The sequence below is a fragment of the Symbioplanes lichenis genome, from assembly GCF_030709675.1.
Classification (GTDB): domain Bacteria; phylum Actinomycetota; class Actinomycetes; order Mycobacteriales; family Micromonosporaceae; genus Actinoplanes; species Actinoplanes lichenis.
Window position 1 is genome coordinate 148096 of the sequence record NZ_JAUZQD010000004.1, and the last position, 25514, is coordinate 173609.

The following is a 25514-nucleotide window of genomic DNA, read 5'->3' on the forward strand; positions in this document are numbered from 1 at the left end:
CCGTGACGTGCGGGTCGGACCTGCACCTGCTCGGCGGCTACATCCCGTTCATGGAGAAGGGCGACGTGCTCGGCCACGAGTTCGCCGGCGAGATCGTCGAGGTGGGCCCGGACGTCAAGGCGCACCGGGTCGGCGACCGGGTCGTGGTGTCGTTCATCGCCTGCGGCAAGTGTCACTACTGCCACCGCCGCGAGTTCTCGCTCTGCGACAACACCAACACCAATCCGGCGATCACCGAGTCGCTGTGGGGTCACGCGGTCGGCGGGTGCTTCGGCTACAGCCACGCGCTGGGCGGGAACGCCGGCAGCCACGCCGAGTACGTTCGCGTGCCGTTCGCCGACATCGGCGCGTTCACGATCCCCGACGCCGTCAGTGAGGAGCGGGCGCTCTTCGCCTCCGACTCGGCGTCCACCGGCTGGATGGGCGCCGACCTCGGCGGCGTGCGGCCCGGTCACGTCGTCGCCGTGTGGGGCGCCGGCGCGGTCGGCCAGATGGCGGCGCGCGCGGCGATCCTGCTCGGCGCCGAGCGGGTCGTGGTCATCGACCGGCTCGACTACCGGCTGCGGCAGGTGGAGAAGTTCGTCGGCGCGGAAACGCTCGACTTCGAGCGCACGAACATCCACGAGGAGCTGCGCGAACTCAGCGGCGGGCGGGGACCCGACGTCTGCATCGAGGCCGTCGGCATGGAGGCGCAGTCGTCCCCGTACGACAAGGTGAAGCAGCAACTGCGCCTGCAGACCGACCGGCCCACCGCCGTCCGCGAGGCGGTCCACGCCTGCGCGAAGGGCGGCTCGGTCTTCGTCCTCGGCGTCTTCGCCGGCTTCGTCGACAAGTTCCCGCTCGGCGCCATGATGAACAAGGGCCTGACCGTGCGCGGGGCGCAGATGCACGGGCAGCGCTACATCCCGATGCTGCTGGACCGGATGGCGCGTGACGAGCTGACCACCGAGCATCTCGCCACGCACACCATGCCGCTGACCGAGGCGGCCGAGGGCTACCGGCTGTTCAAGGAGAAGGAGGACGACTGCGTCCGCGCGGTTTTCCTCCCCAGCAGCTCTTCGTAGAGACGCAGGTAACCGGCGGCCATGACGGCCGGGGTGAAGCGGCGGGCCGCCTCGGCGCGGCACTCCGCCTCGACGATCGCCCCGGCCGCGTGGACCAGCTCGCCCAGCTCGTCCTCGTCGGTGGTGAGCAGGCCCGTCCGCCCGTGGTCGATCAGCTCCGGCAGGCAGCCACGGGCGATGCCCACCACGGGCGTGCCCAGGGCGAGGGCCTCGACGACCGCGGTGCCGCCGGGCTCGTTCCAGCGCAGCGGGAAGAGGGCGACGCTCGCCCGGGCGACGAGCGCGTCCCGGTCGGCGCCGGCCACCGTGCCGAGCCACTTCACGCGGACGCCGTCGACGTGCGGGGCCACGTGGTCGTACCAGAAGCGCACGTCGGGGTTGGCCCGATCGGCGGCGCGCAGCTGCTCCGGCGTGTGACACGGGCCGACCGGACCGGCCAGGACCAGGTCGAAGCCGTGCTCGTGGGCGAGGCGGGCGGCGAGGTCCTGGCCCTTGCCGGGATTGACGCGGCCCAGCACGACGGCGTACGGCTGCTTCTCGGTCTTCTCCCGGGTGTCGGCGCCGACCGCCAGGGGCGTCGCCAGGTGCACGTGCCCGATCGCGTGGGCCCGCAGTCCCGCCGGGGCGTGGGCGAGCTGGTCGGCCGAGACGCCGTTGACCCGTACGCGGTCCCCGCCGTCGAACTCGCCGTAGAGCTCGGGGTGCTTGGCCAGGTCCCAGTGCAGCGTGTGCAGCCCGGGCGGCGCGCCGGCGCCCATCCCGGCCAGCATGGTGAGACCGGCCGCCTCGACGTGGTCGTGGACGAGGTCGATGCCGCCCGCGGCGACCCGGCGCAGGACGGCGGCCTGGTGCGCGGGCACGACCCCGCAGGCCTGGTTGTACGGGCGCTGGAGCATCTCGAAGCGGCCGGTGGGGAACGTGTCGACCCGCTCGTCGGCGGCCAGGGTGCTCTCCCCGACGGTCGCGAGCACCACCTCCACGCCGAGCTCGCGCAGCTCGGGCACGAGGGTGGCGACGATGTTCTCGATCCCGCCGTAGCCGCGCGGCGGCACGGGCAGCCAGGGCCCGGCGTTCATCAGCACCCGCATCAGGCGGCCGCCAGCTTGACCATCCGGTTGCGGACCTGGGCCAGCGGCGGGCGCTCGGTGATCCCGGTGTCGTGCACCACGATCTCGCGGTCGAGCCGGGGCAACGCCTCGGAGCCGCCCCGGCGGAACTGGGTCATCAGCGTCGACGGCGGGTTCGGGTCGGTGACCAGGCCGCGCCGGTGCAGCCGGCCCCACGCGGTGACCATGATCTGCGCCGCCATCCGGCCGAGCGCCTCGGTGCTCTGGTGCCGGTGGTGCCGCTCCCCCAGGTCGACCTGGGCCAGGGCGTCCAGGCCGACCTCGTCGAGCAGGTCGATCAGCATGGCGATCTCGACGCCGTAGCCGGAGACGAACGGGATCCGCTCGAGCACGCTGCGCCGGCCCGCGTACTCCCCGGCGAGGGGCTGGACGACGCCGGCCAGCTCGGGCCAGAACAGGTTGATCAGCGGGCGGGCGGTGAGCTCGGTGACCCGGCCGCCGCCGTCCGGCTCGGTGCCCGTGGCCCGGTGCAGCGGCCGGTGGTAGAAGCCCTTGACGAAGGCGACGGACTGATCGGTGAGCAGCGGCCCGAGCAGGCCGGTCACGAAGTGCGGGGAGAAGTCGTGCAGGTCGCCGTCGACGAAGGCGACCACGTCGCCCGTGCTCGCGGCCAGCCCGGCCCAGAGCGCGTCGCCCTTGCCCTCCATCCGGGGCAGCCCCCGGGTCACGTCGTCCTGGCTGACGACCCGGGCGCCGGCGGCGCGGGCCACGAGCGCGGTGCCGTCGGTCGAGCGGGAGTCCACGACGATGATCTCGTCGACCAGCGGGACCCGGGTGCGCAGCTGACGGGCGATGGTGCTCACGATCGCACCGACGGTGGCTTCCTCGTTGCGCGCGGGGATGACCACGCTCACCCGGGTGGCGCCCTTGGCCCGCGCGAGGTCGCCCGCGGTCCACTCGGCGGCGTTGCGGGTCCGGGCGGAGGCCCAGGCCTCGATGACCGGCGAAACGTCGTACGTCATGTGCAGACCCCCGAAGTTGATCTCGGACAAAGCCGCTTCTCATTCCCCCGATCGAGTGAGTTTCAACCTGTGACTTCTCACAGACTCGGTGAGGTTTCACCCGGCCTCCCGCCGAGCAGTTCGGACCTGGGAACACCCGTGGAGAAGGAGTCGGAATGCCGGTGACAAGAGTGGGACTGGTCGGGGCCGGGGGCGTCGCCCAGCGCCACGCCCGGGTGCTGTCGGAGCTGCCGGATGTGCAGGTGGCGGCGGTCACGGACGTGGTCGCGGACGCGGCGGCGGCACTCGCCGAGCCCTATGGCGCCCGGGTCGTGCCCGACGTGGACGCGCTGCTCTCCGAGGCGGTGGACGCCGTCTATGTTTGCGTGCCGCCCTTCGCGCACGGACCCGCCGAACGGGCCGTCATCGCCGCTGGACTGCCGCTCTTCGTGGAAAAGCCCATTGCTCTCGATCTCCGCGAAGCCCAGGAAATCGCCGAGCTGGTGGCCAAGCACGACATCCTGACGGGGGTCGGCCACCACTGGCGGTACCTCGCCGTCGTGGAGCAGGCCCGGGAGCTGCTCGGCGACCGGCCCGTGCGGCTGGTCACCGGCAGCTGGCTCGACAAGGTGCCGCCGGTCGGCTGGTGGCCGCACCGGGACAAGTCGGGCGGCCCGGTCGTCGAGCAGGCCGCGCACGTGCTCGACCTCGCCCGGCACCTGGTCGGCGAGGTGACCGCGGTGACGGCGGTGGGCAACGGCACGCCGCCGGTCGAGGGCGCGGACATCGACGGCGCGACCGCGGCCACGCTGCGCTTCGCGGGCGGGGCGGTCGGCACGCTCACGGCCACGTGCGTGCTGGGCTGGAAGGAGCGGGCGGGGCTGGAGATCTATGCCGACCAGCTCGCGCTGTCGATCGGCGAGACCGGTCTGACCGTACGCGACCAGCACGGCACCCGGACCGTCGACAGCGACCCGGACTCGGCGCGGATCGCCGTGGACCGGGCGTTCATCGGCGCGGTCAGGGGCGACCTGCCCCGCGACGCCGTCCGGGTCCCCTATGCGGAGGCGCTCAAGACCCACGAGCTCGCCCTCGCCATCGCCGCGGCGGCGTCCCGTGGCTGATCGCAACGTCGTCGTCACCGGACCGGGCGAGGTCTCCATCGTCGCCACGCCGGTGGAGGACGGGCCGTTCCGCGTGCGGACGCTCTTCAGCGGGGTGTCGGCCGGAACCGAGCTGAGCTTCGTCAAAGGCACCCACCCCGGGCTGCATGTGGGCTTCGACGGGGAGCTGGGGCTGTTCGGAGGTCCCGCGTCGGATGCCTATCCGGTGACGCGGCTCGGGTACATGGAGGTCGGCGTCGTCGAGTCGTCCGCCACGCCCGCCGTGACCGTGGGGTCGACGGTCGCCATGACGTACGGGCACCGCACCGGCTGGACCGGGGATCCCCTGCGCGACCGGATCGTCCCCCTGCCGGCTTCTCTGGATCCGATACTCGGCATCTACGCCGCGCACATGGGCCCGATCTGCGCCAACGGTCTCCTGCACGCCGCCGCCGAGGCCGGTGGATCCACGCTGGCCGACGGTGTGTCCGGGCGGCGCGTGGCGGTCACCGGGGCGGGCGTGGTGGGACTGCTGACAGCGCTGTTCGCGCGGGCGCACGGTGCTCTGTCAGTCGTCGTCATCGACCCCTCCCCCGACCGGCTCGCCGTCGCCGCCGCCCTCGGGCTCGACACACTCGACTCCTCGGCCGGCGACTCGGCCGTCACGCTCAAGACGGCGTGGCGGCACTGGCCCGGCGACCGCGGCGCCGACGTGGTGTTCCAGTGCCGGGGGCAGGCGTCGGCGCTGCAGCTGGCCCTGCGGCTGCTGCGGCCCCAGGGGACCGTGATCGACCTGGCGTTCTATCAGGGCGGGGCGGACGAGGTGCGGCTCGGCGAGGAGTTCCACCACAACGGGCTGGCCCTGCGGTGCGCGCAGATCGGCCGGGTGCCGCGCGGGCTGGCCGGGACGTGGGACCGCGACCGGCTCTCCGCGGCGACGATCGACCTGCTGCGGGCGCACGGGGACGACATCCGGAAGCACATGATCACGGCCGTGGTGCCCTTCGACCAGACCCCGCAGCTGCTGGCCGACCTCGGGGCCCGGCGACGGCAGGAGGTTCAGTCGGTGCTGGCGTTCTGAGGCTCGGCCCGGGCGGCTTCTTTGTGCAGCTCGCCTCGGGCGGCGGCTTTGTGCAGCTCGCCCCGGGCGGCGGCTTTGTGCAGCTCGGCCAGGGCGGCGGCGGCTCGGGTGCCCGGCTCCGCGTGCAGGAGCAGGGCCTCGAGGCCGCCCTCGCCCGCCACGAAGAACTTCTCGACCAGCAGCTCCAGGTCACCGACGCGCGGATGGCGGATCCAGAAGCTGCCGCTACGCAGCGCCCGCACGTCCTGGCGCGCCCACAGCCGGCGGAAGCGGTCGCTCTTCACCGACAGCTCGCCGATCAGCGCGTGCAGCCGCTCGTCGCCGGTGTCGGATCCGATCTGGGCGCGCAGGTGGGCCACCACGCCGGCGGTGTACTGCTCCCAGTGCGGGTGATAGGTCCGGTCGACCGGATCGCAGAACAGCATCCGCAGCCGGTTCACGCCCGGCACCATGCTCGGGGACAGCGCCTGGGCGAGCGGGTTGGCCGCCAGCACGTCGCTGTACTTGTTGAAGACCAGGGCCGGGACATTGATCGTACGCAGCAGCAGGTCCAGGCTCGGCGGCACGTGATCCTGCCGGGCCGGCCGGGTCCGCGGGCGCGGCTGCACCAGCGCCGTCAGGTAGGCGGTGCTCTCGGGGTCCAGCTGGAGCACCCGGGCGAGCGCCTCGATCACCTGCAGTGACGGGCTGCGGTCGCGCCCGCGCTCCAGACGCAGGTAGTACTCGACGCTGATCCCGGCGAGCCGGGCGACCTCCTCGCGGCGCAGCCCGGGCACCCGGCGCAGCCCGGCGCCGGGCGGCAGGCCCACCTCGGCCGGGGTGACCAGCTCACGCCGGGCGCGCAGGAAGTTTCCGAGAGCGTTGTCCATGCCGCCACGGTAGATCGCCCCCGCGCCCGGTGGGGTGTCCCTGCCAGGGGACTCCCTGCCGTTCCCCGCCGTGATCAGGCTGTGGTCATGACAACCTGGTTCATCACCGGCATCAGCAGCGGCTTCGGCCGGGAGCTGGCCACGCAACTCCTCGACGCCGGCCACCGCGTCGCCGGCACGGTCCGCTCCTCGTCTCCCCTCGACGGGTACGGCGACCGGCTCTGGCTCGGCCGGCTCGACGTCACCGACCCGGCGGCCGTCCGCACGACCGTCGACGCCGCGTTCGCCGCTATGGGCCGCATCGACGTGGTCGTCCCCAACGCCGGGTACGGCCTCTTCGGGGCGGCCGAGGAGGTCACGGACGAGCAGGCCGAGCACCAGATCACCACGAACCTGCTGGGCACGATCCGGACCGTGCGGGCCGCGCTCCCCCACCTGCGGGCCCAGGGCAGTGGGCGGGTGATCGCGCTGTCGTCGGTCGCCGGGCTGACGGCACACCCGGGCGCGTCGCTCTACCACGCGAGCAAGTGGGGCGTCGAAGGGTTCATGGAGGCGCTCGCCGCGGAGGTCGCCCCCTTCGGCATCGGCGTGACGATCGTCGAGCCGGGCGGGGCGCGTACCTCCTTCGCCGGGAGCAGCCTGCGGCTGGGGGCGCCGCTGGCCGCGTACGACGGGACGCCCGCCGCCTTCGTCCGCGCCTTCGCCGGCGACGCCGTGCCCCCGCTGCCCGGCGACCCGGCCAAGATCGCGGCCCGGATCGTCGCGAGCGCGGAGGAGGAGCCGGCGCCGTTACGGATGGTGCTCGGCAGCGACTCGTACGCGGCGGTGACGGCGGCGTTGCGCGCCCGGCTGGCCCAGGTCGAGCCGCAGGAGGCGAGCGCCGCCGCGACCGACTTCTGACCGCCGGCCCGTCCTGCGCTTCCGCTCTCCGCACCCGCCCTCCGCTTTCTCGACCCGCTCCCCGCCCTCCGCTTACGTGACCCGCGCCCGCCCCTCTGCTTATGTGATCCGCGCCCGCCCCTCCGCTTGCGTGATCCGCGCCCGCTCTCTGCTTGTGTGATCCGCGCCCGCTCTCTGCTTGTGTGATCCGCGCCCGCTGCTTTGGTGATCCACAACGGGCTGCAGCAGACTGGTACGCCGCGACGGACGGCAGGGGCGGAGGCGGCGGTGGTGGGCGAACCGGACGCTCCCGGGCTGGTCGGGCGGGGCGCGGTCTGGGCGGAGCTCGTGGCGCTGCTGGACCCGGCGCGGCCGGAGAGCACCGCCGCCGTGCTGACCGGGGCGGCCGGCATCGGGAAGACGGCGCTGGTCGACGCGTTCGCGGGCGAGGCGGCCGGGCGGGACCACGTCGTCCTGCGGGTCACCGGGGGCGGCGGGGGTCCGTACGCGGGATTGCGCGCTCTGTTCGCCGACGTCCCGGCCGCGGTGGTCGACGGCCTGCCGGACGGGCAGCGCCGGGCCCTGGGCGCGGCCCTCGCCGGGGAGGAACACGGCGTCGACCTGCTCGCGCTGCGCTCCGCCTTGTGCGCGGCGCTCACCCGGCTGGCCGGCGACCGGGGGCCGGTCGTGCTGGTCGCCGACGACGTGGACCGGGTCGACGCGCCGACCTTCGACCTGCTGCTGACGCTGGCGGCCGTGATCACGTGGCGCCAGGCGCCGGTGGTGGCACTCTTCGCGGCGCGGACCGAGCGGATGCCCGGGGACCTGGGTGAGCTGGTGCGGGCGGTGCCCGTACGCGCGCTGGCCGACACCGACGCCGACCGCCTGCTGGACCGCCTCCCCGCCGCCCCGGCCGGGGCCGACCGGCCGGCGCTGCTGCGCCGAGCCGCGGGCAACCCCCTGGCGTTGCGCGAGTTGAGCGCCACGCCGGAGGTGATCGCCGACCGGGGCGACGAGCTGTTCGACCGGGCGGTGCGGGCGCTGCCCGAGGCGACGCTGCGGGCGCTGACTCTGGCGGCGGCGGGCGAGCGCGACCTGGCCGTGATCGCCCGGGCCGACCCGGCGGCGGACGGGTCCGCGTGGCGGCCGGCCGAGGAGGCGGGGCTGGTCAGCGCGGCCGGGCTCGCCGTGCGGTTCCGGCATCCGCTGGTCGAGCAGGCGGTGCTGGCCGCGGCGGGCCCGGAGGGGCGGCGCCGGGCGCATCTGGATCTCGCCGGCGTCACCGTGGATCCCCGGCAGGCGCTTCTGCACCGGGCCGCCGCCGCCCAGGATCCCGATCCGGCGCTGGCCGCCGAGCTGATCGAGGCCGCCGACCGGCTGGACGGGGCCGGGGCGGTGACCGCGATCGGGCTGCTCGAGCAGGCGGCGGCCCTGCTCGATCCGGAGCAGCGGCCGGCCGTCCTCCTCCGGGCCGCCGACCGGGCCTCGGCCGTGGGCCGGGTGCGCTGGGCGGGCAGCCTCCTCGACCGGGCCTCGGCCGGCGCCGATCCGCAACTCGCCCGGAAGATCGCCATCCTCTCGGCGTGGACCTTGGTCATGCGCGGGCACCCCGGCGCCGCCGCGCACCTGTTCGTCCGGACGCTGACGGAGGCCGGCGGCAGCGCGGCGGATCCCGCGCTCCTGGCCCAGCTGGCCGGCACGGCGGCCTTCCCGATCTTCCTGCTGGGCGACGGCCCGCTGGCCACGGCGTTCGGCGCCGCGGTGCGGGGGCTGGAGACGGACCTGCGGACCCTGTTCCCGATCGCGCTGCTGGATCCCGGCCCGAGGGTCCGGGATGCCGTGCTCGCCGTCGGGGATCCGAAGACGGCCCACGAGGTCTATCCGGCCGCCGCCGCGGGTGCCGCCGCGCTCCTGCTGGACGAGCCCGAGCACGCGCTGCGGCTGCTCGGGCCGGCGGTCACCGCGGTCACCGGCGGGACGGCGATCGGGGCGTTGCTGAGTGCGCCCGGCGCCGCCGGGTGGGCGCTCATCGATCTCGGCCGCTGGACCGAGGCGGACCAGGTGGTCACGCCGCTGCTCGCCGCGCCGATCACGGCCGAGGCGCCGCTGATCCGGGCGGGGGCGCACACGCAGCTGGCCGTCATCGCGTACGGGCGGGGTCGTGCGGTGTCCGACGCCGAGCTCGATGCCGCGCTGCGTCCCCTGCCCGGCATGCTGGAGGTGCCGGTCTTCGCTGTGCGCATGCGGTGGGCGCAGGGGCTCGCCGCGGCGGCGGACGGGGACCACGACCGGGCCTACCAGCTCTTGCGCGAGGCCTGCGGCGCCGACGGCGATCTGCGCCACCCGTGGCAGCTGCTCGTCCTGCCCGACCTGGCCGCGGCGGCCGCGCGTGTCGGGGACCGGGCGACCGCCGCGAGGATCATCGACCAGACCCGGCACCGGTACGCGACCCGCACGCCGACGGCCCGGATCAACGCCCGGCTGGCGGCGGCGACCGCCCTGCTCGACGAGGATCCCGCCGCGGCCGCCACGGCGCTCGCTCCGGTCGTCGCCGGATCCGGACGGTGGCCGTACGAGCGGGCGGTCCTCGCCGTCGAGCTCGCCGACCGGCTCCGCCGCGCCCAGCAGACCCGGCGCGCACGGGAGGTGCTGCTCGACGCGCTGGAGACCTTCGAGCGGCTGGGCGCCGCGGGCTGGGTCGACCGGGTGCGGGGGCTGCTGCGCGCCGAGACGTCGCGGGAGGATCCGTTCGCGGGGCTGACCGCGCAGCAGGTGCAGATCGTGCGGCTGGCGGCGGACGGGCTGACGAACCGGGAGATCGGCGAGCGGCTGGGGCTGTCGCCGCGTACGGTCGGGTCGCACCTCTACCGCATCTTCCCGCTGCTCGGCGTGGCCAACCGGACCCAGCTCGGCGTCATGGCGCGGGAGCAGACGTGATCGCGGGCCGCGCGGCTGTCGTCGGCCGCCCTGTCTTTGCCGGCCGCGCTGCTCTTGCCGGCCGCCCTGTCTTTGCCGGCCGCCCTGTCTTTGCCGGCCGCGCTGTCTTTGCCGGCCGCGCTGCTTTTGCCGGCCGCGCCGTGGTGCGGGCGTGATCGCCGGACGTGCCCGGGAGCTGGCCGGGATCGATGACGCGCTGCGGCACGGCGGCTGGATCCTCGTGCACGGGCCCCGCGGCACCGGGCGGTCCACCGTGCTGGCCGAGGCCGTCCGGCGCAGCGCGGCCGCCGGCCGCACGGTGCTCGCCACGCGCGCGCTGCCGGGGGACGAGGCGTTGCCGGGTGCCGGGTTGCAGCGGTTGCTGATGCCGCTGCCCGCGCTGCCGCCGGCGCTCGCCCGGCTGATGGGTGCCACGAGCGCCGAGCCCGGGCCGCTCGACGACGCCGTGCGGGAGCTGGCCGATCGGCTCGGCGCCGGTTGGCTGTGGTGCGTGGACGACCTGGATCGCCTCGACACCGTGTCGCGGGCGGCGGTGCTCGGTCAGCGCTCGGTGCCTGTCCTGGCGTCAGCCGTGCATCCGGGTGAGCCTGTCTGGCATCCAGTTGCGCCCGGGTCGGATTGGCGGCCCATTGCTCTCGGACCGCTGGGGCGGCGCGATGCCGAGCGGCTCGTGGCGGAGTTGCGGGACCATCCCGGGGGGCGCCTGGTGCTCGCGCAGAGTGCCGGCAACCCGCTCGCCCTCGCCGAGCTTTCCCGCAACCTGCCCCCGCCCGGCGAGCTCCCGCCCACCGCGACCGAGCTGCCGGTCCCGCCCCGGCTGCGGCGCGCGTTGGCGCCGACGGTCGGCACCCTGGATCCCGTACGCCTCCGCGCGGCCGTCCTGGCGGCCTTCGCCACCGAGACACCGGGCCGCGCGACCGCCCGGGTCCTCGCCACGCTGGTGCGGCCCGAGGTGTGGCAGGGGCTCGCCGCGGACGGCGTCCTGCGCCCCGGGCCCGCGCGGCGCTTCACCCATCCGGTCGTCCGGGCCGCCGTGATCGACCGCGCCGGGCTCGACCTGATCCGTGACGCCCGGTTCCAGCTGGCCGCCGCGCTCCCCCGCGGTGCCGCCCGGGCCTGGCACGCCGCGCGGGCCGGATCCGCGCTGGACGACGGCCTGGTCGCGGAGCTGCGCCGGGCCGGCGACCGGCTCACGCGGGCGGGCTGGTTGCGAACCGGCGCGTACGCCCTGGCGGCCGCCGCCGAGCGCAGTCCCGACCCGGACGCCGCGCACCGCGACCGGCTTCACGCCGCGCACAACGCGCACCTGGCCGGCGAGCCCGCGTGGGCGCACGCCCTGACCGCCGGTCCGCAGGCCGCCGTCCTCGCCGCCGGCTCCCCGGCCGTCACGCGCACCGGCCCGATCGAAGCCGCCGAGCTGGCGCCGCTGATGCGCGCCCTGTGGCTACGTGGCGACGGCCCCTCCCTGACGGCGGTGCACGACCTGCTCGCCTCCGGCCGGTCGACGGCTCCCCTGTTGACCGCGTGGGCACGAACGGTGTCCACCACAGACCCTGTCGCATCCAATCCGCCTACCGGTGGCTCCCTCGCGACTTCCCCTGGCGGCTCCCTCGCGCCTTCCCCTGGCGGCTCCCTCGCGCCTTCCCTTGGCGGCTCCCTCGCGCCTGACATGCGGGCCATGATCCTGGGCACGATGGCGCTGTCCCGGCACGACACCGGGCTCGCCGAGGAGCACCTGCGCAGCGCGTACACCCTCGCCCCGCCCGGCGGCATCAACCGCCCGCTCGCCCTCGGCGGCCTGGCCTGGGTGGCGTTCGACGGCGGCCGGTACGACGAAGCACGCACGCTGTCCGAGCAGGCGCTCACCACGGACCGCACCGACACCCGCGCCGGCGCCCTGGCCACGCTCGCCTCGGTAGCCGTCCTGCGCGGCGACCCCGACCAGGAGGAACGGCTGCGCGCGGCCCTCGGCGCCGTCCAGCCCGTCCATCACGCCGCCCACGAGATGCGCCTGCACCGCGCCCGGGGCCTGGCCGCCTGGATCGCGGGCGAGCACGACCTGGCGTACCACCGTCTGCGCCGCCTCTACTCCCCCGCCGGCGACCCGGTCCACCACCGCCTGTCCGACCTGGGCCTGGCCGACCTCGCCCGCGTCGCCGTCGCCCTCAACCGGGGCCCAGCGATCACCCCCCTGGTCGACGCGGCGGCGCCCCGTGTGCACGCCCTCCGCGCGGCCCGCCTGACCGCCCTGTGGCACCGGGCCGTCGCCCTGCTCGCCGAGCAGAACCCGGCCGCCGAGGACCACTACCGCCGCGCGCTCGCCGATCCCGCCACCGCCCGCTGGCCGGTCGAACGCGCCTTGGCCGCCATGGACTACGCCGCCTGGCTCCGCCGCCGCCACCGCCCCGCGGAGTCCCGCCCCCTCCTGGCCGAAGCCCGCGACGCCTTCGCCACCGCCGGCCTCCCCGCCTGGCGCGACCGCGCCGCCGCCGAACTCGCCGCCGCCGCACCCCCGCCCCGCCCCGGCACCGCCCCGGGCGCCCGCCTGACCCCCCAGCAGCGCGAGGTGGTGGCGCTGGCTGCCCAGGGCCTGACCAACCCCCAGATCGCCGCCCGCCTCGGCCTGTCCGCCCGCACGATCGGCATCCACCTGAGCCGCGCCTACCCCGTCCTCGGCGTCACCCGCCGCTCCCAGCTCCCCGGAGTCGTCGACGATATCTAAGCGGATCATTGCCTTCTGCTGCGTGTAGCAATACACTCACCAACATGGAAGAACCTCTTCTCGAAGGCGCCGTGCCCCTCCTTACTGAGGAGGAGCTCGCCGGATTGGAGACCATCGGTTACCGGATCCAGCGGTCGGCCGGCCAACCGTTCTTTCTGGAGGGTGAGGTCGGCGACTTCGCTCTGCTGATCACCAAGGGGCACGTCAAAGCCGTCCGCGGCACCCCGCCACGCATCATCGACATCCGCGGTCCGGGTGCCATCGTGGGCGAGATGGCGGTCATCCGGAAGAAGCCGCGGATGGCGAGCATCCTGGCATTCAGCGATGTCGAGGCCCTGTACCTGCCGGGGCAAAGATGGCTGACGTTCCTCTACGAGCATCCTCGCGCAATGCATGCCCTGCTCATCATGACCGACGACATGACGGACCGGGCCACCATGCGCCATGTCGAGTCCGAGCTGGCCGTCGAACAGCAACTCGCCAAGAGGATCGTGGAGCTCCTCGAGGCTGGACTGGGTGAGACGAGTGCGGACGGCAGCACAACTCTGCGCTTGAGCCAGCACGACCTCGCCGCCCTGATCGGAGCGCGAAAGCTCGACTCGGTCAAGAAGATCATCGCGCGGTTCAAGGCCTCGGAGATCGTCACGACCGGACGCCAGTCGATCTCCGTCGCGCGGCATGCGGCACTGCGTGACATCGCCGACGGCAATCTCACGGTCTCCTGACAGAGGAGGAGGAGATGTCGACACTCAGTGTTCTGCATAGCGCCAATTGGGTGTCTGCGCTCATCCTTCTGCTGATCGCCACAGCTCCTGCTCTCCTGCGTGCCGTGGCGCCGATGTTGTCTGTCTGGATCGCGGAAAGGTATCGCAACCAGCGGCTGGATCGGGCATTCCGGCACCCTGAACCCCTACAGGCGGCCCGGATCCTGGAGGCTTTCGGCCGGCTCGAAGGAGAGATCGCCGGCGCGACCCGCGCGGCGCCGGAGACCGCACCGGCCGAAGAAAACACAGAGCCCGAGCCCGGAAGCACCGCCACCAGGCCGCCCGACGGAAGCGACGAGGGCTGACCATGGACCCGGCAGACTCCACGGTTGGCCTCATGCGCCACAGGCTGGTCCTCCGGTTGAATCACCTCGTCGCGGTCCTGGGTCTGGACCGGCGCGACTTCGTCATCTTCGGCAGCGGGCCACTACTGGCGCACGGCCTGCGCCGGGAGATCCGGGACTTGGACGTCATAGCCCGCCGCGGCGCATGGGACATCGTCTCCCAGCACGGGGTGCCGACCCACGGAGATCTGAACGGCGCGCCCATGGCGGTCTTCTGGGGCGGCAAGATCCAGTTCTCGGCCGGATGGATCTCCGAGGACTGGGACGTCAACGAGCTGATCGAGAACGCCGAAGTGATCGACGAGCTGCCCTTCGCCCGCCTCCGTGACGTGTTGCGCTACAAGGAGGCGCTGGACAGGCCGAAGGATCGCCGGGACGTCCGGGCCATCCGGCGCGCGACGTCCGGGGATGACCTCGGCGCGTGGGGCTGAGGACTTTCCGGGACGTTCGACTCTGCCCGATCAGGGAGGTGGCGGGGAGGGTGGAGGGATCCAGTTCGTCCCCGGGAGGATGCCGTGTTCTCGTTTCGTGACACCGACCTCAGGCTGGCGGCGGCCGCGGCGGTGCGGGCGCCTTCGTTGCACAACAGTCAGCCGTGGCGGGTGCGGTTGCGGGACGGTTCGATCGAGGTGCTGGCGGATCGGTCGCGGCAGCTTGCGGTGGCCGACAGTACGGGGTGGGCGGTGCGGCTGGCGTGCGGGGCGGCCGCCTGCAACGCGCGGCTGGCGCTGGCGGCGGCCGGGAAGCCCGCCGACGTGGTCGTGCATCCGGACCGCTCGGATCGGGATGTGATCGCGCGGCTGGTCGCCGGGGCGCCGCGGCCGGGCACGTACGCGGAGGTGGAGCTGGCGGCGGCGATTCCGCGGCGGCGCAGTCAGCGGGATCCGTTCGCGCCGGCGCCGGTGCCGGCCGGGCCGCGGATGCGGATGCTGGAGGAGGCCCGGGGCGCCGGGGCCTGGCTCGAGTTGCTGGCCGGGATGACCGCACTGGCCGCGTTTGCGGAGATAGCCACCAGCGCCGACCGGGTGCTGCGCCGGGACCTGCACTATCAGGCCGAGCTGTCGGCGTGGGCGCACACGACCACCGCGCCGGACGGGGTGCCGGTGACGGCCGGGGCGCCGTACCCGGAACCGCAGGATCTGCTGCCGCAGCGCGCCTTCGGCAGCCGGCACCGCGCGCCCGGGCGCGACTTCGAGCCTGAGCCGCTGGTGGCGGTGCTGGGCACGGTGGGCGACCAGCCGTACGACCAGGTGGTGGCCGGGCAGGCGTTGCAGCGCGTGCTTCTGGCCGCGACCGCCGAGGGGCTCGCCGCCTCGATGATCTCCCAGCCGATCGAGGTGCCGGCGGCCCGTGAGCAGCTCCGGCGGGCGCTGCGGCGCTCCGGCGTCCCGCAGATGGCGCTGCGCATCGGGTACGGCACCCCGGGGCGCCCGGCCCCGCGCCGCAGCGTCGACGACGTGATCGTGTCCTGAAGGACGGAAGAGGGGCGGCGCGGATCCCGGCGCGCCGCCCGCTCGGGTTCCCCGGAGGGCGTTCGCAACCCAGGTGTGCGCCAAAGGATCTTTCGTTGCGCGGCTGTGAGCGTGATCACCGCCGGGCGCGGGTGCGGCTGGTGATGACGGCGGCGGCCTGATCGGCGACGACGTGGCCGGGCGCCCGGGTCACCAGGTCGCTGAGCGCGAACATGTCCAGCACCCGGCCGATCCGCGCCCAGTCCTCGTGCAGCGGCAGATCCGCGGGCTGGTGGCCGGCGAAACCCGCCTCGAACCCGGCGACGAAGCCGGCCGGATAGTCGCCGCCGAAGCGGACCATGTTGGCGGCGTCGCCGTACGGGCAGCCGGAGTACGCGAACTCCCAGTCCAGCACCGCCGTCACCCGCCAGCCGGTGCCGTCGCCGGCCACGAGGATGTTCTTCGGGTTGACGTCGGCGTGCGCGAGCCGGGCAACCGTATCCACATCGGCCAGCCGGGGCGCCTCCTCGGTGCACAACTGGATCCACTCCCGGCGGGTCCGGTCGTCGAGCCGCCCCTCGGGGACCCGGTCCATGCACCACTGCGCCATCCCGGGCAGTTGCTGCGACCACGGCTCCTCGGGCTTGACGGTCAGCTCCGGGCCGGTGAAGAAGCCGGGGCGGTCGAGCCGGATCGTCCCGACGCGCGCGATCGTGGCGCCGACCACCTCGCCGAGTGCCGCCAGGTCGCCCCGGCCGACGGCCAGCACCTCGCTCAGCGGGTCCCCGGCGACGTACTCGATGACCATGCAGTGCTCCTCGACCAGCAGCACCTCGGGCACCGGGACGACCGCGCGGGCCCGGTCCATCACGGCTGCCTCGATCGCCGGGTCGCCGCCGCCGACACGGGCCACCACCGGGCCGTCGGCCAGCGTGAGCAGCGCCGTCTCGTGCGAGAAGCCGCCGGCGAGCGTACGGGTGCCGATCAGGGTGCTGCCCAGGGCTTCGGCGAGGCGTCCGGCGATCTCCATGGCGCCAGTGTGCCGAAACCCCGGGCAGCGCGCCTCACTGGATGGCGAAGCTCGGGTGCGGCGGCTGGTTGTAGGCGGTGTTCTGCCACGCGAGCGCCAGGCGGTACTGGCTGTCCTGCAGCAGGGTCGTGATCCGCCGGTTGGTGGCGATCGGCGTCGAGTAGATGCGCAGGGCGGTGTTGTCGGTGGTCGGCCAGATGACCTCCTCGCGCCAGTCGCCGAGGATGTCGCCGGAGAGCGACGGTGTGGCCTTGGTGCCGTTGTTGGAGTGCACGCCCGAGGCGGTCAGCAGGCGCGTGTCGGCGCTGGTCCCGTACTTGTCGATGCGGGTCTGATCCAGCAGCTCCCGGACCGGATCCGCGTCCCACCAGACGAGGAAGTTGGTGGAGCTGGGCTTGCGGCTCGCGACCACGGCGCCGGACGGGCTGCGCACGCCGTCGGCCGCGGACGACCAGGACTCGGCGCCGGGGCTGCCGGCCCAGATGTCGCCGGAGACGCCGCGGCCGTTGTCCCCGTTGGCGGGCGTCGACCAGATGATCTGACCGGTACGCGCGTCCGCGAACCACGACGACGGCTTGCTGGAGTCCTCGTCGACCTTGAACACCTCGAGCCCGGCGCGGTTCGGATCCAGATCGCCGACGTGCAGCGCGTCGCCGTGGCCGTACGTGGTGTTCCAGAGCTTGTTGCTGTTGTCGTCGATCGCCAGCGAGCCGTAGATGATCTCGTCGCGCCCGTCGGCGTCCACGTCGGCGATGGACAGCTGGTGGTTGCCCTGCCCCGCCGTGCCGCCGTTGGTCGAGCTGTTGCTGTCGAAGGTCCAGCGCCGGGTCAGCGTGCCGTTGCGGAAGTCCCAGGCCACGACGACCGACCGGGTGTAGTAGCCGCGCGCCATGATCAGGCTCGGCCGGGCGCCGTCGAGGAAGGCGGTGCCGGCGAGGAAGCGGTCGACGCGGTTGCCGTACGAGTCGCCCCAGCTGGACACGGTGCCGCGCGGGGGCACGTAGTCGACCGTGGACAGGGCCGCGCCGGTCCGGCCGTCGAACATCGTGAGGTATTCGGGGCCGGTCAGGACGTAGCCGCTCGAGTTGCGGTAGTCGGCGCCGGAGCTGCCGATGACCTGCCCGGTGCCCGAGACGGTGGCGTCGGCCGTCTTCATGGCCACCTCGGCGTCGCCGTCGCCGTCGTAGTCGTACACCTGGAATTGCGTGTAATGCGCCCCGGCCCGGATGTTGCGGCCGAGATTGATGCGCCACAACCGGGTGCCGTCGAGCTTGTAGCCGTCCACGTAAACGGGATCGGTGACGCCCGACTGGGAGTTGTCCTTGGCGTTCAGCGGCTCCCACTTGAGCACGAGATCGAGCTTGCCGTCACCGTCGAGATCGCCGGTGCTCGCGTCGTTGGCCGCGTACAGGCTGCTGTTGGGATTCTGGATCGGCACGTCCAGATAGCCGTTGGCGAAATTGAGCGACGGACCCTCGGCGGCCTGCTCACTGCCGTTGATGACGGCCCTGACCGTGTACGCGGCCCCGGCCGCCGCCCCGGCGTCGAGGTAGTTGGTCGAACCGGTCACCGGGGTGGCCGTGACCAGCGTCGATCCGCGATAGACGTTGAAGCCGGCGCCGGCCGGATCGCTGCTCAGCGAGCGCCAGCTGACCAGGTTGCCGGAGCCGGAGCGGACGCTGATCAGCCCGCGGTCGAGGCGTTCGGCCTGCCGGGCGGCCTGGGCGGGCAGGGCGTGCACCGCCTGCAGGAGGCCCGCGGCGAGCAGCACCGTGGCCACCGTGGCGAATCGGGCGTGACGAGCCATGGTCAGTCCTCCACATAGACGGTCGTCGTTACATGGGAGCGCTCCCGATACCGTGTCGTCAAGATGCGGAAATGTGCAGGAAATTTGCAGTTGTCAATGCAATGGTGACTCTGGGAGCGCTTCCATGACATGCTGCGGCCGACCGTTCCCCGCCTCGGGAGGATCCGATGAAAACGCTCCCCGCCCTCGCCGCCGTCCTCGCCCTCAGCGCCGCGGCCGTCGCGGTCGCCACCCCGGCCGAGGCCGCCGCCGGATGCAAGGTGGACTATCAGGTGTCCAGCCAGTGGCCCGGCGGATTCGGCGCCTCGGTCGCGATCACCAACCTCGGCGACGCGGTCAGCTCGTGGACCCTCGCCTTCACGTTCCCGGGCGGGCAGACCGTCACCCAGCTGTGGAACGGCGTCCACACCCAGTCGGGTGCCAACGTGACCGTCCGCAACGCCGCCTGGAACGGATCCCTCGCCACCGGCGCCACGACCACGATCGGCTTCAACGGATCCGGCTCAGGCGCGGCGCCCGCGTCCTTCACCGTCAACGGCACACTGTGCACCGGCAGCACGACGCCCACCGACCCCACCACTCCCCCGCCCGGCGGCGCCCCGGTGAAGATCATGCCGCTCGGCGACTCGATCACCGGCTCGCCCGGCTGCTGGCGCGCCCTGCTGTGGCAGCAACTCCCGGCCGACGAGGTCGATTTCGTGGGCACGCTGCCGGGGCAGGGCTGCGGGTTCGCGTACGACGGGGAGAACGAGGGCCACGGCGGCTACCTCGCCACCAACATCGCCAACCAGGACCTGCTCCCCGGCTGGCTGGCCGCCACGGATCCCGACGTCGTCCTCATGCACCTCGGCACCAACGACGTGTGGAGCAACATCCCGCCCGCGACCATCCTCGCCGCCTTCACCAAGCTGGTCGCCCAGATGCGCGCCGCGAACCCGGCCATGAAGATCATCGTCGCCCAGATCATCCCCATGAACCCCGCCACCTGTACGGAATGCGCCCAGCGCGTGGTCGCCCTGAACGCCGCGATCCCGGCGTGGGCCGCGGGCCTGACCACCGCGACGTCCCCGATCACCGTGGTCGACCAGTGGACCGGCTTCAACACCGCCACCGACACCTACGACGGCGTCCACCCGGGCGACGCCGGCAACGTGAAGATCGCCGCCCGCTGGCTCCCGGCCGTCCAGGCCGTCCTGCCCTGACCGGCGGCATCGTTCCGGCCGCGCGGCATGGTTCCGGCCGCGCGGCCTCGCCGGTGTGCGGGATCGGCGCGGACGAAGCGCACGGTCCGGCGCGCCCGGCCGCGGCTCAGTGGTCGGGTGTGCCGGGCGGGGCCATGAGGCGGAGGGCGTTGGCGGCCAGGCCGATGCGGATGGGGGTGTGGCCGCGGGGTTCGCCGTCGACCTCGACGCGGGCGGGGCGGTCGGTTTCGAGCCAGACCTCGCCCGTGGCCAGGAAGGGGTCGGTGCGCAACGTGCGGCGATGGCCGGTTGCCGCGTTGCGCGCCGTCTCGCGGAGCAGGCCGCCGCGAGTCGGGCCGCCCACCGGGTACGCCACCAGCAGCCGATCGTCCGCCCCGGCATCCGCGGTGATGGGGCGCCCGGCGTGGAAGCCGCCGTTGGCCACGTACAGCTGGTGGGTGTCGTAGACGGTCTCGCGGCCGTCGGCGCGCACGGTCGCGCGCATCGGGCGGTGCCGGGCGAGCAGGGCCAGGGCGGTGGCCGGATAGGCGAGGCGCCCCACGACCCGCTTCAGTTTCGGCGGGGCGGAGACCATGATCTCGGCGGACAGCCCGATGCCGACGTGGTTCGTGAACAGCTCGTCCCCGGCGACGCCCAGGTCCACGTCCACCACCGTGCCGTGGGTGAGCGTGGTGATCGCCTCGTCGAGGTCGAGGGGCACGCCGACCGTACGCGCGAAGTTGTTGGTCGTTCCCAGCGGCAGCAGCCCCAGGGCGACGTCGCGGTGGGCGAGCATGCGCCCGGCCGTGCTGATCGTGCCGTCGCCGCCGCCCGCAACGAGCAGGTCGGCCCCCGTGGCGAGCGCGGCGTCGATGGTGCGCTCGAGCTCCCGGGGCTGCTCCAGCGGATGGTCGCCGAGCAGCTCGAACCCGGCCGCCAGCAGCCGCTCCCGGCTCTGGTCGTAGAACTGCCGCCCGCGCCGCGAGTGCGCGTTGACCACGAGCGCGGCCCGCCGGTCGCGGTGGATGGCCTCGGTGAGCTCCCGCTTGGTTCGCATCACGGCCGAGCCTACCGGCCGCGGGAGAACCGCCGGGCCTGCCCGCCGCGGGGAATCCGGCAGGCCTTCCGATCGGCGGGAAGATCACTCGTACGCGCGGACCGTCGCGCCGTTCGTGATGTACATGCGCCCGTCCGCCACGACGGGCGGCCCGCTCATGGGCCGGAACGCAGCCGAGAGCGCCGCCGTGGCCCCCGTGGCGGGATCCAGGATGGCCATCGTCGTACCCGTGGGGACGTACAGGAGGCTGCCGGCGCGCACCGGACGGCCCGGCGCCGTCATCGGGCGCGACCAGCGGAAGCGGCCGCTCGCGGCGTCGTAGGCACGGACCTGGCCGGGAAAGCTGACATAGACCCGCCGGTCGTCGACGGCCACCCCGCCGGCGCGGCCGGCTCCCGTTCTCCAGAGCCGCTTGCCGGTGGCCGCGGCGACGACGCGCAGGCCGTGCGACTCGGCGAGATAGAAGCGCGTGCCACCGGGATCCGCCGCCCGCACGCCCGCGAACGGGATGCGCGTGTGCCAGATTCGACGGCCCGTGGTGATGTCCAGAGCGGTCCACTTCGGATCCGGTACGCCCGGGAAGGGATCCCGACCGGCGGCGGTCACCAGGATCCGGCCGTTCGCCGAGACGGGACCGGCGGTGTCCTGCCACGCCGTCGACCACGCCTCGGTGCCGTCGGCCACGCGGACGCCCTGCATCCGGTAGGCGATGTCGGAGATGCAGCCGGGGCAGTTCCCGCCGGTGACCAGGATGCCCCGGTCGAGGACGATGCCGGGCGTACGCCAGGAGCCGTACCGCTGCCACCGCAACGCCCCGGTGGCCACGTCGAGGGCGGCGACCCGGGTGTCCTCGTCCGACAGGTGGCAGGGCTCCTCGACCACAATCAGCAGGTCATCGGCGACCGCGAGCCGGGCGGCCCGGAAGTAGTACACACCCTGCCACGTCCACAATCGTGCCCCGGTGGCGGCGTCGTGCGCGGCGACGCCGTTCGTCGAACGGTCCAGCAGGAACAGCCGGCCGTCGGCGACCACGGGCGGCACAGCCGGCGCGGCGCAGTCGACGACACCGACCGGCGCCGGGATCGTCCACCGGTGGCGCAGCGTGCTGACGGCCGGCGCCGCAGGAGTCCATCCCGTGTTCGCGGGATCGTGTCCCGGCAGCGGCCACGGGGATCCAGCCAGCACCAGAGCGAGCAGCACAGACAGCGACATGCCGTCAGTCTCGCCGCGCTCCCGGCGCCCCGGCGGCGTTATGCCTCACAACAACCCGAGCAGCGCATCCGGCCGGTCCAGCGGGATGATGTGCCCGCACTCCGGGAACACGTGCCCGGCCAGATCGGCGGCGTGCGGTTGCAGCTGGCGGTGCAGGATGTCCCCGACCGGCCGCGCCCCGATCGCGGTCACCGGCACGCTGAGATCCGGCAACTCCGCCCCGAGCTGATCATTGGTCACGCTCATCGCGCGATAGTGCGCAAAGGCGCACCGCAGGCTTTCCTTCCCGCTGTACGCGGCCAGGAACGCACCGCGCACGTCGGCGTCGAGCCCCTTTCCGTCGTACGTGCCGGCGCGCCAGAAGAAGTCGAGGTACTCCGCCTCGTGGCCCGCCAGCACCTCCTCGGCCAGCCCGGGCACCTGGTGGAAGCCGAACCACCACGGGGTGAACCCGGCGGAACCCAGCATCGCCTCCATGACCACCAGCCGGCCGACCCGCTCCGGATACCGGCAGGCGAGCAGCACGGCCGGCGGCACCCCGAGGTCGAGCGCGACCACCTCCGCGCGCGCCACGCCGAGCGCGTCGAGCAGGGCCCGGGCGTCCTCGGCGAGACTGCCGGCGTCGTACCCGTCATCCGCGCGCGTGGTGCCGCCCAGCCCGCGCAGGTCCGGCGCGATCACCCGCCGGGTCTCCGCCAGCACCGGCATCACCCGCGACCAGACCTGCCATGTGTGCGGGAAGCCGTGCATCAGCAGCATCGCCGGCCCGTCGCCCGCGATTGCCACGTTCACGTCGAGGTCTCGTACGCGGATCGTGGTGGTCATGCCGTCTCCCAGACCCTGCGCGCCCTCACCGCCGACGGCCTGGTCACCCGGCGGGTCGAGGCCTCCGTGCCGCCGCGCGTCTTCTACGCGCTGACGCCGCTGGACCGCTCGCTCGACGAGCCCCTGGCCGCCCTGCGCGAGTGGGCCGAGCGCCACATGCCCGAGATCCGCGACTTCAGAGCGCAGGCGCCGCCAGCAGGTGGGCGTTGATCGCGCGGACGGCCGGGGCCAGCTCGGGCAGCTCGACGACCTCGACGCCGGCCGCGCGCAGCGACTCGACGCCGTGGCAGTCGGCGAAGAGGAGCGGTTCGCGCAGGGCGAGGACGACACGCCGGATGCCGGCGGCGAGGATCAGGTCGGTGCAGGGCCGCGGCCGGGAGCGGCGGAAGGTGCACGGCTCCAGGGACGTGTAGAGCGCGGCGCCCGCGCCGGCGAGTTTGGCCAGGGCCGCTTCCTCGGCGTGGAAGTGCTCGACCTCGCCGGTGTAGCCGGTGGCCAGCACGGTGCCGGCCAAGTCCGTGACGACGGCACCGACGGCGTAGTGGGTGGGCGCGGGCGGGGACAGCCGGGACAGGTCGACGGCGGCCTGCAGGAGGTCGCGGTCGGAACGCAGCGTCATGTCTGCAACGATCGGCCTCTTGACTTGAAACTTCAACCACGATCGCTGAGAGCTGCGTCACGCGCCGCCGCGGCAGCGCGCCGGAGCGGCGTGTTACGCCGGCATGGCCCGGCGCGACGGCTCGGAGATCAACTTCCCCAGGGGCCGCCGTCGCCGGGGAAGCGGGGCGGGCCCCACGGGCGGCGGACGGCCGGGCCCTGCGGACCGGGCGGTTGCGCGCGCGGGCCGCCGGGGTGACGACCGGCGGCGGGATAGGCATGCGAGCGGGGCGCCGACTGCGGGCTGATGACCGGGTAGACGCTGGAGACGGCGGTCCACGAGGGCTGCGCGGAGCCGTCGCTCATGGTGAGGACGCGGACCAGGGCGTGCACCATGTCCTGCAGCGCCTGGTGCAGCTGGGGGTCGGTGATCATGCCGCTCAGGTCGACCGCCGCCTGGGTGAGCGGGAGCCGGATGCATGCCGCGCGCAGCAGCCGGGCGCTCGCGTGCCCGAGCACGGTCTCGAGGGTCTCCCGGGCGCCGTCGTCCTGCCCGGCCGGGGCGACCGACAGCCACGCGACCGGCTTGGCCTGCAGGTCACCGCCGTCCACGAGCCAGTCGAGCAGGTTCTTGAGGCTGCCCGGCAGCGAGCCCGCGTACTCCGGTGTGCTGAAGAGCACCGCGTCCGCCGCGTGCACCGCTTCACGCAGCTCGGTGACGGACGCGGGCGGGCGCTGCTCCCCCGGGACGAAGGCCGGCAGCGCGCGCAGGCCGGTGTAGAACGTGGCCGAGATGCCCTCGGGGGCGAACCGGGCCGCCGTGCGCAGGGCGGCGGTGTGCAGGGACTCGTCGCGAGTGCTGCCCGGCACCAGCAGGATGCGCGTCATGGCGCCACACCTTAGTGCCTGTGGGCCCCGGCGCCTCAGAGGCGTTCGAGTGTCGCGGGATCGGGCTTGCCGTCGTAGTAGCGCTCGAGGACCGACTCGAAGAGCTCCGGCTCCCCGGCGGCGGCCGCGAACAGGGTCATGGAGGAGCGGAGTTTGAGGTCGTCGGGCGTACCCAGAATGTCGTAAGCCGTTTTGCCCGGCACGCCGAGCAGGGCCTCGGCGCACTCGGCGAGGCGCGGGCCGAGGACGGGGTCGGCCAGATAGGCCCGGGCCTCGTCGAGGTTCTTGATCGCGTAGCGCCGGGCCGTGGCGCTGAGGCCCAGACCGGCGATCTGCGGGAAGACGAACCACATCCAGTGCGAACGCTTGCTGCCGGCCCGCAGCTCGGCGAGCGCGCGGTCGTACGTGGTCAGCTGGGCGTCGTGGAACCGGGCGAGATCGCTCATGGACCCATCATCCCCCGGACCGACCAACCGACCAGTCTTGCGACGGATGCCCGCAGCGGCCCGGCTCCCTAGGCTCGCCTCATGACAGCGGGAAACCGGCTACGACAGATGGACACGGGCGTCGCGGGGGCGTTGTTCCTCGTCCTCACGCTGCTCGTGATCGTGACACCCGAGGGGCCGCGGGGGCCGCTCGGGCTCGGCGCGGCGATCGCGCTGGCGGGCGTCCAGGCCGGCTCGATCGTCGGCCTGCGGCACCGGCCGGAGGCGGGCATGGCGGTGGCGGTGGCCGCGGGCATCGGGCTCCAGCTCCTCGCGCCCGGCATCGGCTGGCTGGGGCAGGTGTCGGCGGTGCTGGCCTGCTACGCGCGGCTGCGCCCGCCCCGGCGCTCGCTGTGGGTCCTGGCGCTGCTGTCGGGCAGCGCCGTCATCGTCCTGCTGACCGGCGGCGGCACCACCGAGACCCTGCTCGCCGCGGCCGGGCCCGCGCTCGGGTGGACGCTGGGCGAGCTGGCCCGCACCCGCGAGCTGCGCCGCCACGAGGAGCGGCAGCGCATCGTCGCCCAGGAGCGCACCCGCATCGCCCGGGAGCTGCACGACGTGCTCGCCCACACGATCTCGGTCATCGTGGTGCAGGCCCAGGCCGCGGAGGACGTCTTCGAGCGCCGGCCCGAGCACGCCCGCAAGGCCCTGACCACCATAGGTACGGCGGCCCGCGGCACCCTGCAGGAGCTGCGTGTGCTGCTCCAGACGTTGTCCGACGACTCCGGCGGCACCGGACCGCAGCCCGGCCTCGCGCAGTTGCCGGAGCTGGCGGCCTCGCTGGGCACCACGGGGCTCCGGGTCGACCTGCGCGCCGAGCCGGTGGAGCTGCCGCCGGCCGTGGACCTGTCGGCGTACCGGATCGTGCAGGAGTCGTTGACCAACACGCTGCGGCACAGCCAGGCGACGCGGGCGCGCGTGGTCGTGAGCCGCTCGGGGTCGGCGGTCAGCGTGGAGGTCAGCGACGACGGGCCGCCGCGGGTGCAGGGACGGGTCACGGGCAGCCGGCACGGGCTGATCGGGATGCGGGAGCGGGCGCGGTTGCTGGGCGGCACGTTCGACGCGGGTCCCACCGCCGCGGGCGGCTTTCTGGTGCGCGCCGACCTGCCCCTGGAGGTGGCCGCGTGACGATGCTGGCGCAGCTCGGTTC

Annotated in this window: 24 protein-coding genes; 13 read left to right on the forward strand and 11 right to left on the reverse strand. The window is 73.9% G+C overall.

Annotated features, from left to right (window positions below; translation table 11 throughout):
* The first annotated feature begins 2 nt into the window (after positions 1 to 2).
* Entirely contained in the window at positions 3 to 1064 is a 1062-nt protein-coding gene (locus RAN62_RS10905; RefSeq protein ID WP_305784436.1) for a zinc-dependent alcohol dehydrogenase, read from the forward strand.
* On the opposite strand, the gene RAN62_RS10910 is transcribed toward RAN62_RS10905, so the two are convergent.
* Both RAN62_RS10910 and RAN62_RS10915 read right to left on the reverse strand, forming a co-directional pair.
* The gene (locus RAN62_RS10910) at positions 995 to 2152 is read right to left on the reverse strand and encodes a glycosyltransferase (RefSeq protein ID WP_305784437.1); all 1158 of its coding nucleotides are present in this window, start codon (positions 2150 to 2152) and stop codon (positions 995 to 997) included. The genes RAN62_RS10905 and RAN62_RS10910 overlap by 70 nt on opposite strands.
* Positions 2152 to 3153, reverse strand: coding sequence for a glucosyl-3-phosphoglycerate synthase (locus tag RAN62_RS10915; protein WP_305784438.1), 1002 nt, complete (start codon positions 3151 to 3153; stop codon positions 2152 to 2154). The genes RAN62_RS10910 and RAN62_RS10915 overlap by 1 nt, the downstream gene beginning before the upstream one ends.
* A gap of 155 nt (positions 3154 to 3308) precedes the next feature.
* Here RAN62_RS10915 and RAN62_RS10920 point away from each other — a divergent pair, with 155 nt between their 5' ends.
* Together RAN62_RS10920 and RAN62_RS10925 are read left to right on the forward strand one after the other, a co-directional pair.
* Positions 3309 to 4256 carry a Gfo/Idh/MocA family protein gene (locus tag RAN62_RS10920; protein ID WP_305784439.1) on the forward strand — a complete coding sequence of 316 codons (948 nt, stop codon included), beginning with the start codon at positions 3309 to 3311 and terminating at the stop codon, positions 4254 to 4256.
* The gene (locus RAN62_RS10925) at positions 4249 to 5316 is read left to right on the forward strand and encodes a zinc-dependent alcohol dehydrogenase (RefSeq protein ID WP_305784440.1); all 1068 of its coding nucleotides are present in this window, start codon (positions 4249 to 4251) and stop codon (positions 5314 to 5316) included. Before RAN62_RS10920 ends, RAN62_RS10925 begins: the two co-directional genes overlap by 8 nt.
* Here the strand turns inward: RAN62_RS10925 and RAN62_RS10930 are convergent.
* Positions 5295 to 6185 (reverse strand): helix-turn-helix domain-containing protein, encoded by an 891-nt coding sequence (locus RAN62_RS10930; RefSeq protein WP_305784441.1) that lies wholly within the window; start codon positions 6183 to 6185, stop codon positions 5295 to 5297. The genes RAN62_RS10925 and RAN62_RS10930 overlap by 22 nt on opposite strands.
* 87 nt (positions 6186 to 6272) lie before the next feature.
* Here RAN62_RS10930 and RAN62_RS10935 point away from each other — a divergent pair, with 87 nt between their 5' ends.
* The 7 genes from RAN62_RS10935 (at position 6273) to RAN62_RS10965 (ending at position 15303) form a co-directional block, all read left to right on the forward strand.
* Entirely contained in the window at positions 6273 to 7085 is an 813-nt protein-coding gene (locus RAN62_RS10935; RefSeq protein ID WP_305784442.1) for an SDR family oxidoreductase, read from the forward strand.
* 267 nt (positions 7086 to 7352) lie between these two features.
* Positions 7353 to 10001, forward strand: a complete 2649-nt coding sequence (locus tag RAN62_RS10940; protein ID WP_305784443.1) for a helix-turn-helix transcriptional regulator — start codon at positions 7353 to 7355, stop codon at positions 9999 to 10001.
* Between the two features lie 151 nt (positions 10002 to 10152).
* The gene (locus RAN62_RS10945) at positions 10153 to 12723 is read left to right on the forward strand and encodes a helix-turn-helix transcriptional regulator (protein ID WP_305784444.1); all 2571 of its coding nucleotides are present in this window, start codon (positions 10153 to 10155) and stop codon (positions 12721 to 12723) included.
* Positions 12724 to 12767: 44 nt separating this feature from the next.
* On the forward strand, positions 12768 to 13448 hold the full coding sequence (locus RAN62_RS10950) for a Crp/Fnr family transcriptional regulator (RefSeq protein ID WP_305784445.1): 681 nt from the start codon (positions 12768 to 12770) through the stop codon (positions 13446 to 13448).
* Positions 13449 to 13462: 14 nt separating this feature from the next.
* Positions 13463 to 13792 (forward strand): hypothetical protein, encoded by a 330-nt coding sequence (locus RAN62_RS10955; protein ID WP_305784446.1) that lies wholly within the window; start codon positions 13463 to 13465, stop codon positions 13790 to 13792.
* A 32-nt stretch (positions 13793 to 13824) separates the two neighbouring features.
* A complete protein-coding gene (locus RAN62_RS10960; protein WP_305784447.1) occupies positions 13825 to 14262 on the forward strand; it encodes a hypothetical protein in 438 nt (145 codons plus the stop codon).
* An 84-nt stretch (positions 14263 to 14346) separates the two neighbouring features.
* On the forward strand, positions 14347 to 15303 hold the full coding sequence (locus RAN62_RS10965; RefSeq protein WP_305784448.1) for an Acg family FMN-binding oxidoreductase: 957 nt from the start codon (positions 14347 to 14349) through the stop codon (positions 15301 to 15303).
* Positions 15304 to 15418: 115 nt separating this feature from the next.
* Here the strand turns inward: RAN62_RS10965 and RAN62_RS10970 are convergent, their stop codons facing one another.
* Together RAN62_RS10970 and RAN62_RS10975 are read right to left on the reverse strand one after the other, a co-directional pair.
* Entirely contained in the window at positions 15419 to 16312 is an 894-nt protein-coding gene (locus tag RAN62_RS10970) for a phosphotransferase family protein (protein WP_305784449.1), read from the reverse strand.
* A gap of 34 nt (positions 16313 to 16346) precedes the next feature.
* Positions 16347 to 18119: a rhamnogalacturonan lyase gene (locus tag RAN62_RS10975; RefSeq protein ID WP_305784450.1), complete on the reverse strand. Its 1773-nt coding sequence runs from the start codon at positions 18117 to 18119 to the stop codon at positions 16347 to 16349.
* Between the two features lie 167 nt (positions 18120 to 18286).
* Here RAN62_RS10975 and RAN62_RS10980 point away from each other — a divergent pair, with 167 nt between their 5' ends.
* Positions 18287 to 19321 carry a cellulose binding domain-containing protein gene (locus RAN62_RS10980; protein ID WP_305784451.1) on the forward strand — a complete coding sequence of 345 codons (1035 nt, stop codon included), beginning with the start codon at positions 18287 to 18289 and terminating at the stop codon, positions 19319 to 19321.
* 106 nt (positions 19322 to 19427) lie between these two features.
* Here the strand turns inward: RAN62_RS10980 and RAN62_RS10985 are convergent, their stop codons facing one another.
* From RAN62_RS10985 to RAN62_RS10995, 3 genes are all read right to left on the reverse strand, one after another.
* On the reverse strand, positions 19428 to 20357 hold the full coding sequence (locus tag RAN62_RS10985; RefSeq protein WP_305784452.1) for a diacylglycerol/lipid kinase family protein: 930 nt from the start codon (positions 20355 to 20357) through the stop codon (positions 19428 to 19430).
* Positions 20358 to 20441: 84 nt separating this feature from the next.
* On the reverse strand, positions 20442 to 21569 hold the full coding sequence (locus tag RAN62_RS10990) for a PQQ-binding-like beta-propeller repeat protein (protein WP_305784453.1): 1128 nt from the start codon (positions 21567 to 21569) through the stop codon (positions 20442 to 20444).
* 45 nt (positions 21570 to 21614) lie between these two features.
* Positions 21615 to 22328, reverse strand: a complete 714-nt coding sequence (locus RAN62_RS10995; protein WP_305784454.1) for an alpha/beta fold hydrolase — start codon at positions 22326 to 22328, stop codon at positions 21615 to 21617.
* Between RAN62_RS10995 and RAN62_RS11000 the strand changes: the two genes are divergently transcribed.
* Entirely contained in the window at positions 22314 to 22604 is a 291-nt protein-coding gene (locus RAN62_RS11000) for a winged helix-turn-helix transcriptional regulator (RefSeq protein ID WP_305784455.1), read from the forward strand. The two genes, RAN62_RS10995 and RAN62_RS11000, sit on opposite strands and share 15 nt — an antisense overlap.
* Here the strand turns inward: RAN62_RS11000 and RAN62_RS11005 are convergent.
* From RAN62_RS11005 to RAN62_RS11015, 3 genes are all read right to left on the reverse strand, one after another.
* Positions 22570 to 23013, reverse strand: coding sequence for a cytidine/deoxycytidylate deaminase family protein (locus RAN62_RS11005; RefSeq protein ID WP_305784456.1), 444 nt, complete (start codon positions 23011 to 23013; stop codon positions 22570 to 22572). The genes RAN62_RS11000 and RAN62_RS11005 overlap by 35 nt on opposite strands.
* A gap of 128 nt (positions 23014 to 23141) precedes the next feature.
* Positions 23142 to 23879: an NADPH-dependent FMN reductase gene (locus tag RAN62_RS11010; RefSeq protein ID WP_305784457.1), complete on the reverse strand. Its 738-nt coding sequence runs from the start codon at positions 23877 to 23879 to the stop codon at positions 23142 to 23144.
* Positions 23880 to 23914: 35 nt separating this feature from the next.
* On the reverse strand, positions 23915 to 24325 hold the full coding sequence (locus RAN62_RS11015; protein WP_305784458.1) for a DUF1810 domain-containing protein: 411 nt from the start codon (positions 24323 to 24325) through the stop codon (positions 23915 to 23917).
* An 81-nt stretch (positions 24326 to 24406) separates the two neighbouring features.
* On the opposite strand from RAN62_RS11015, the gene RAN62_RS11020 reads away from it, so the two are divergent.
* Positions 24407 to 25492, forward strand: coding sequence for a sensor histidine kinase (locus RAN62_RS11020; protein WP_305784459.1), 1086 nt, complete (start codon positions 24407 to 24409; stop codon positions 25490 to 25492).
* Positions 25493 to 25514: the final 22 nt, after the last annotated feature.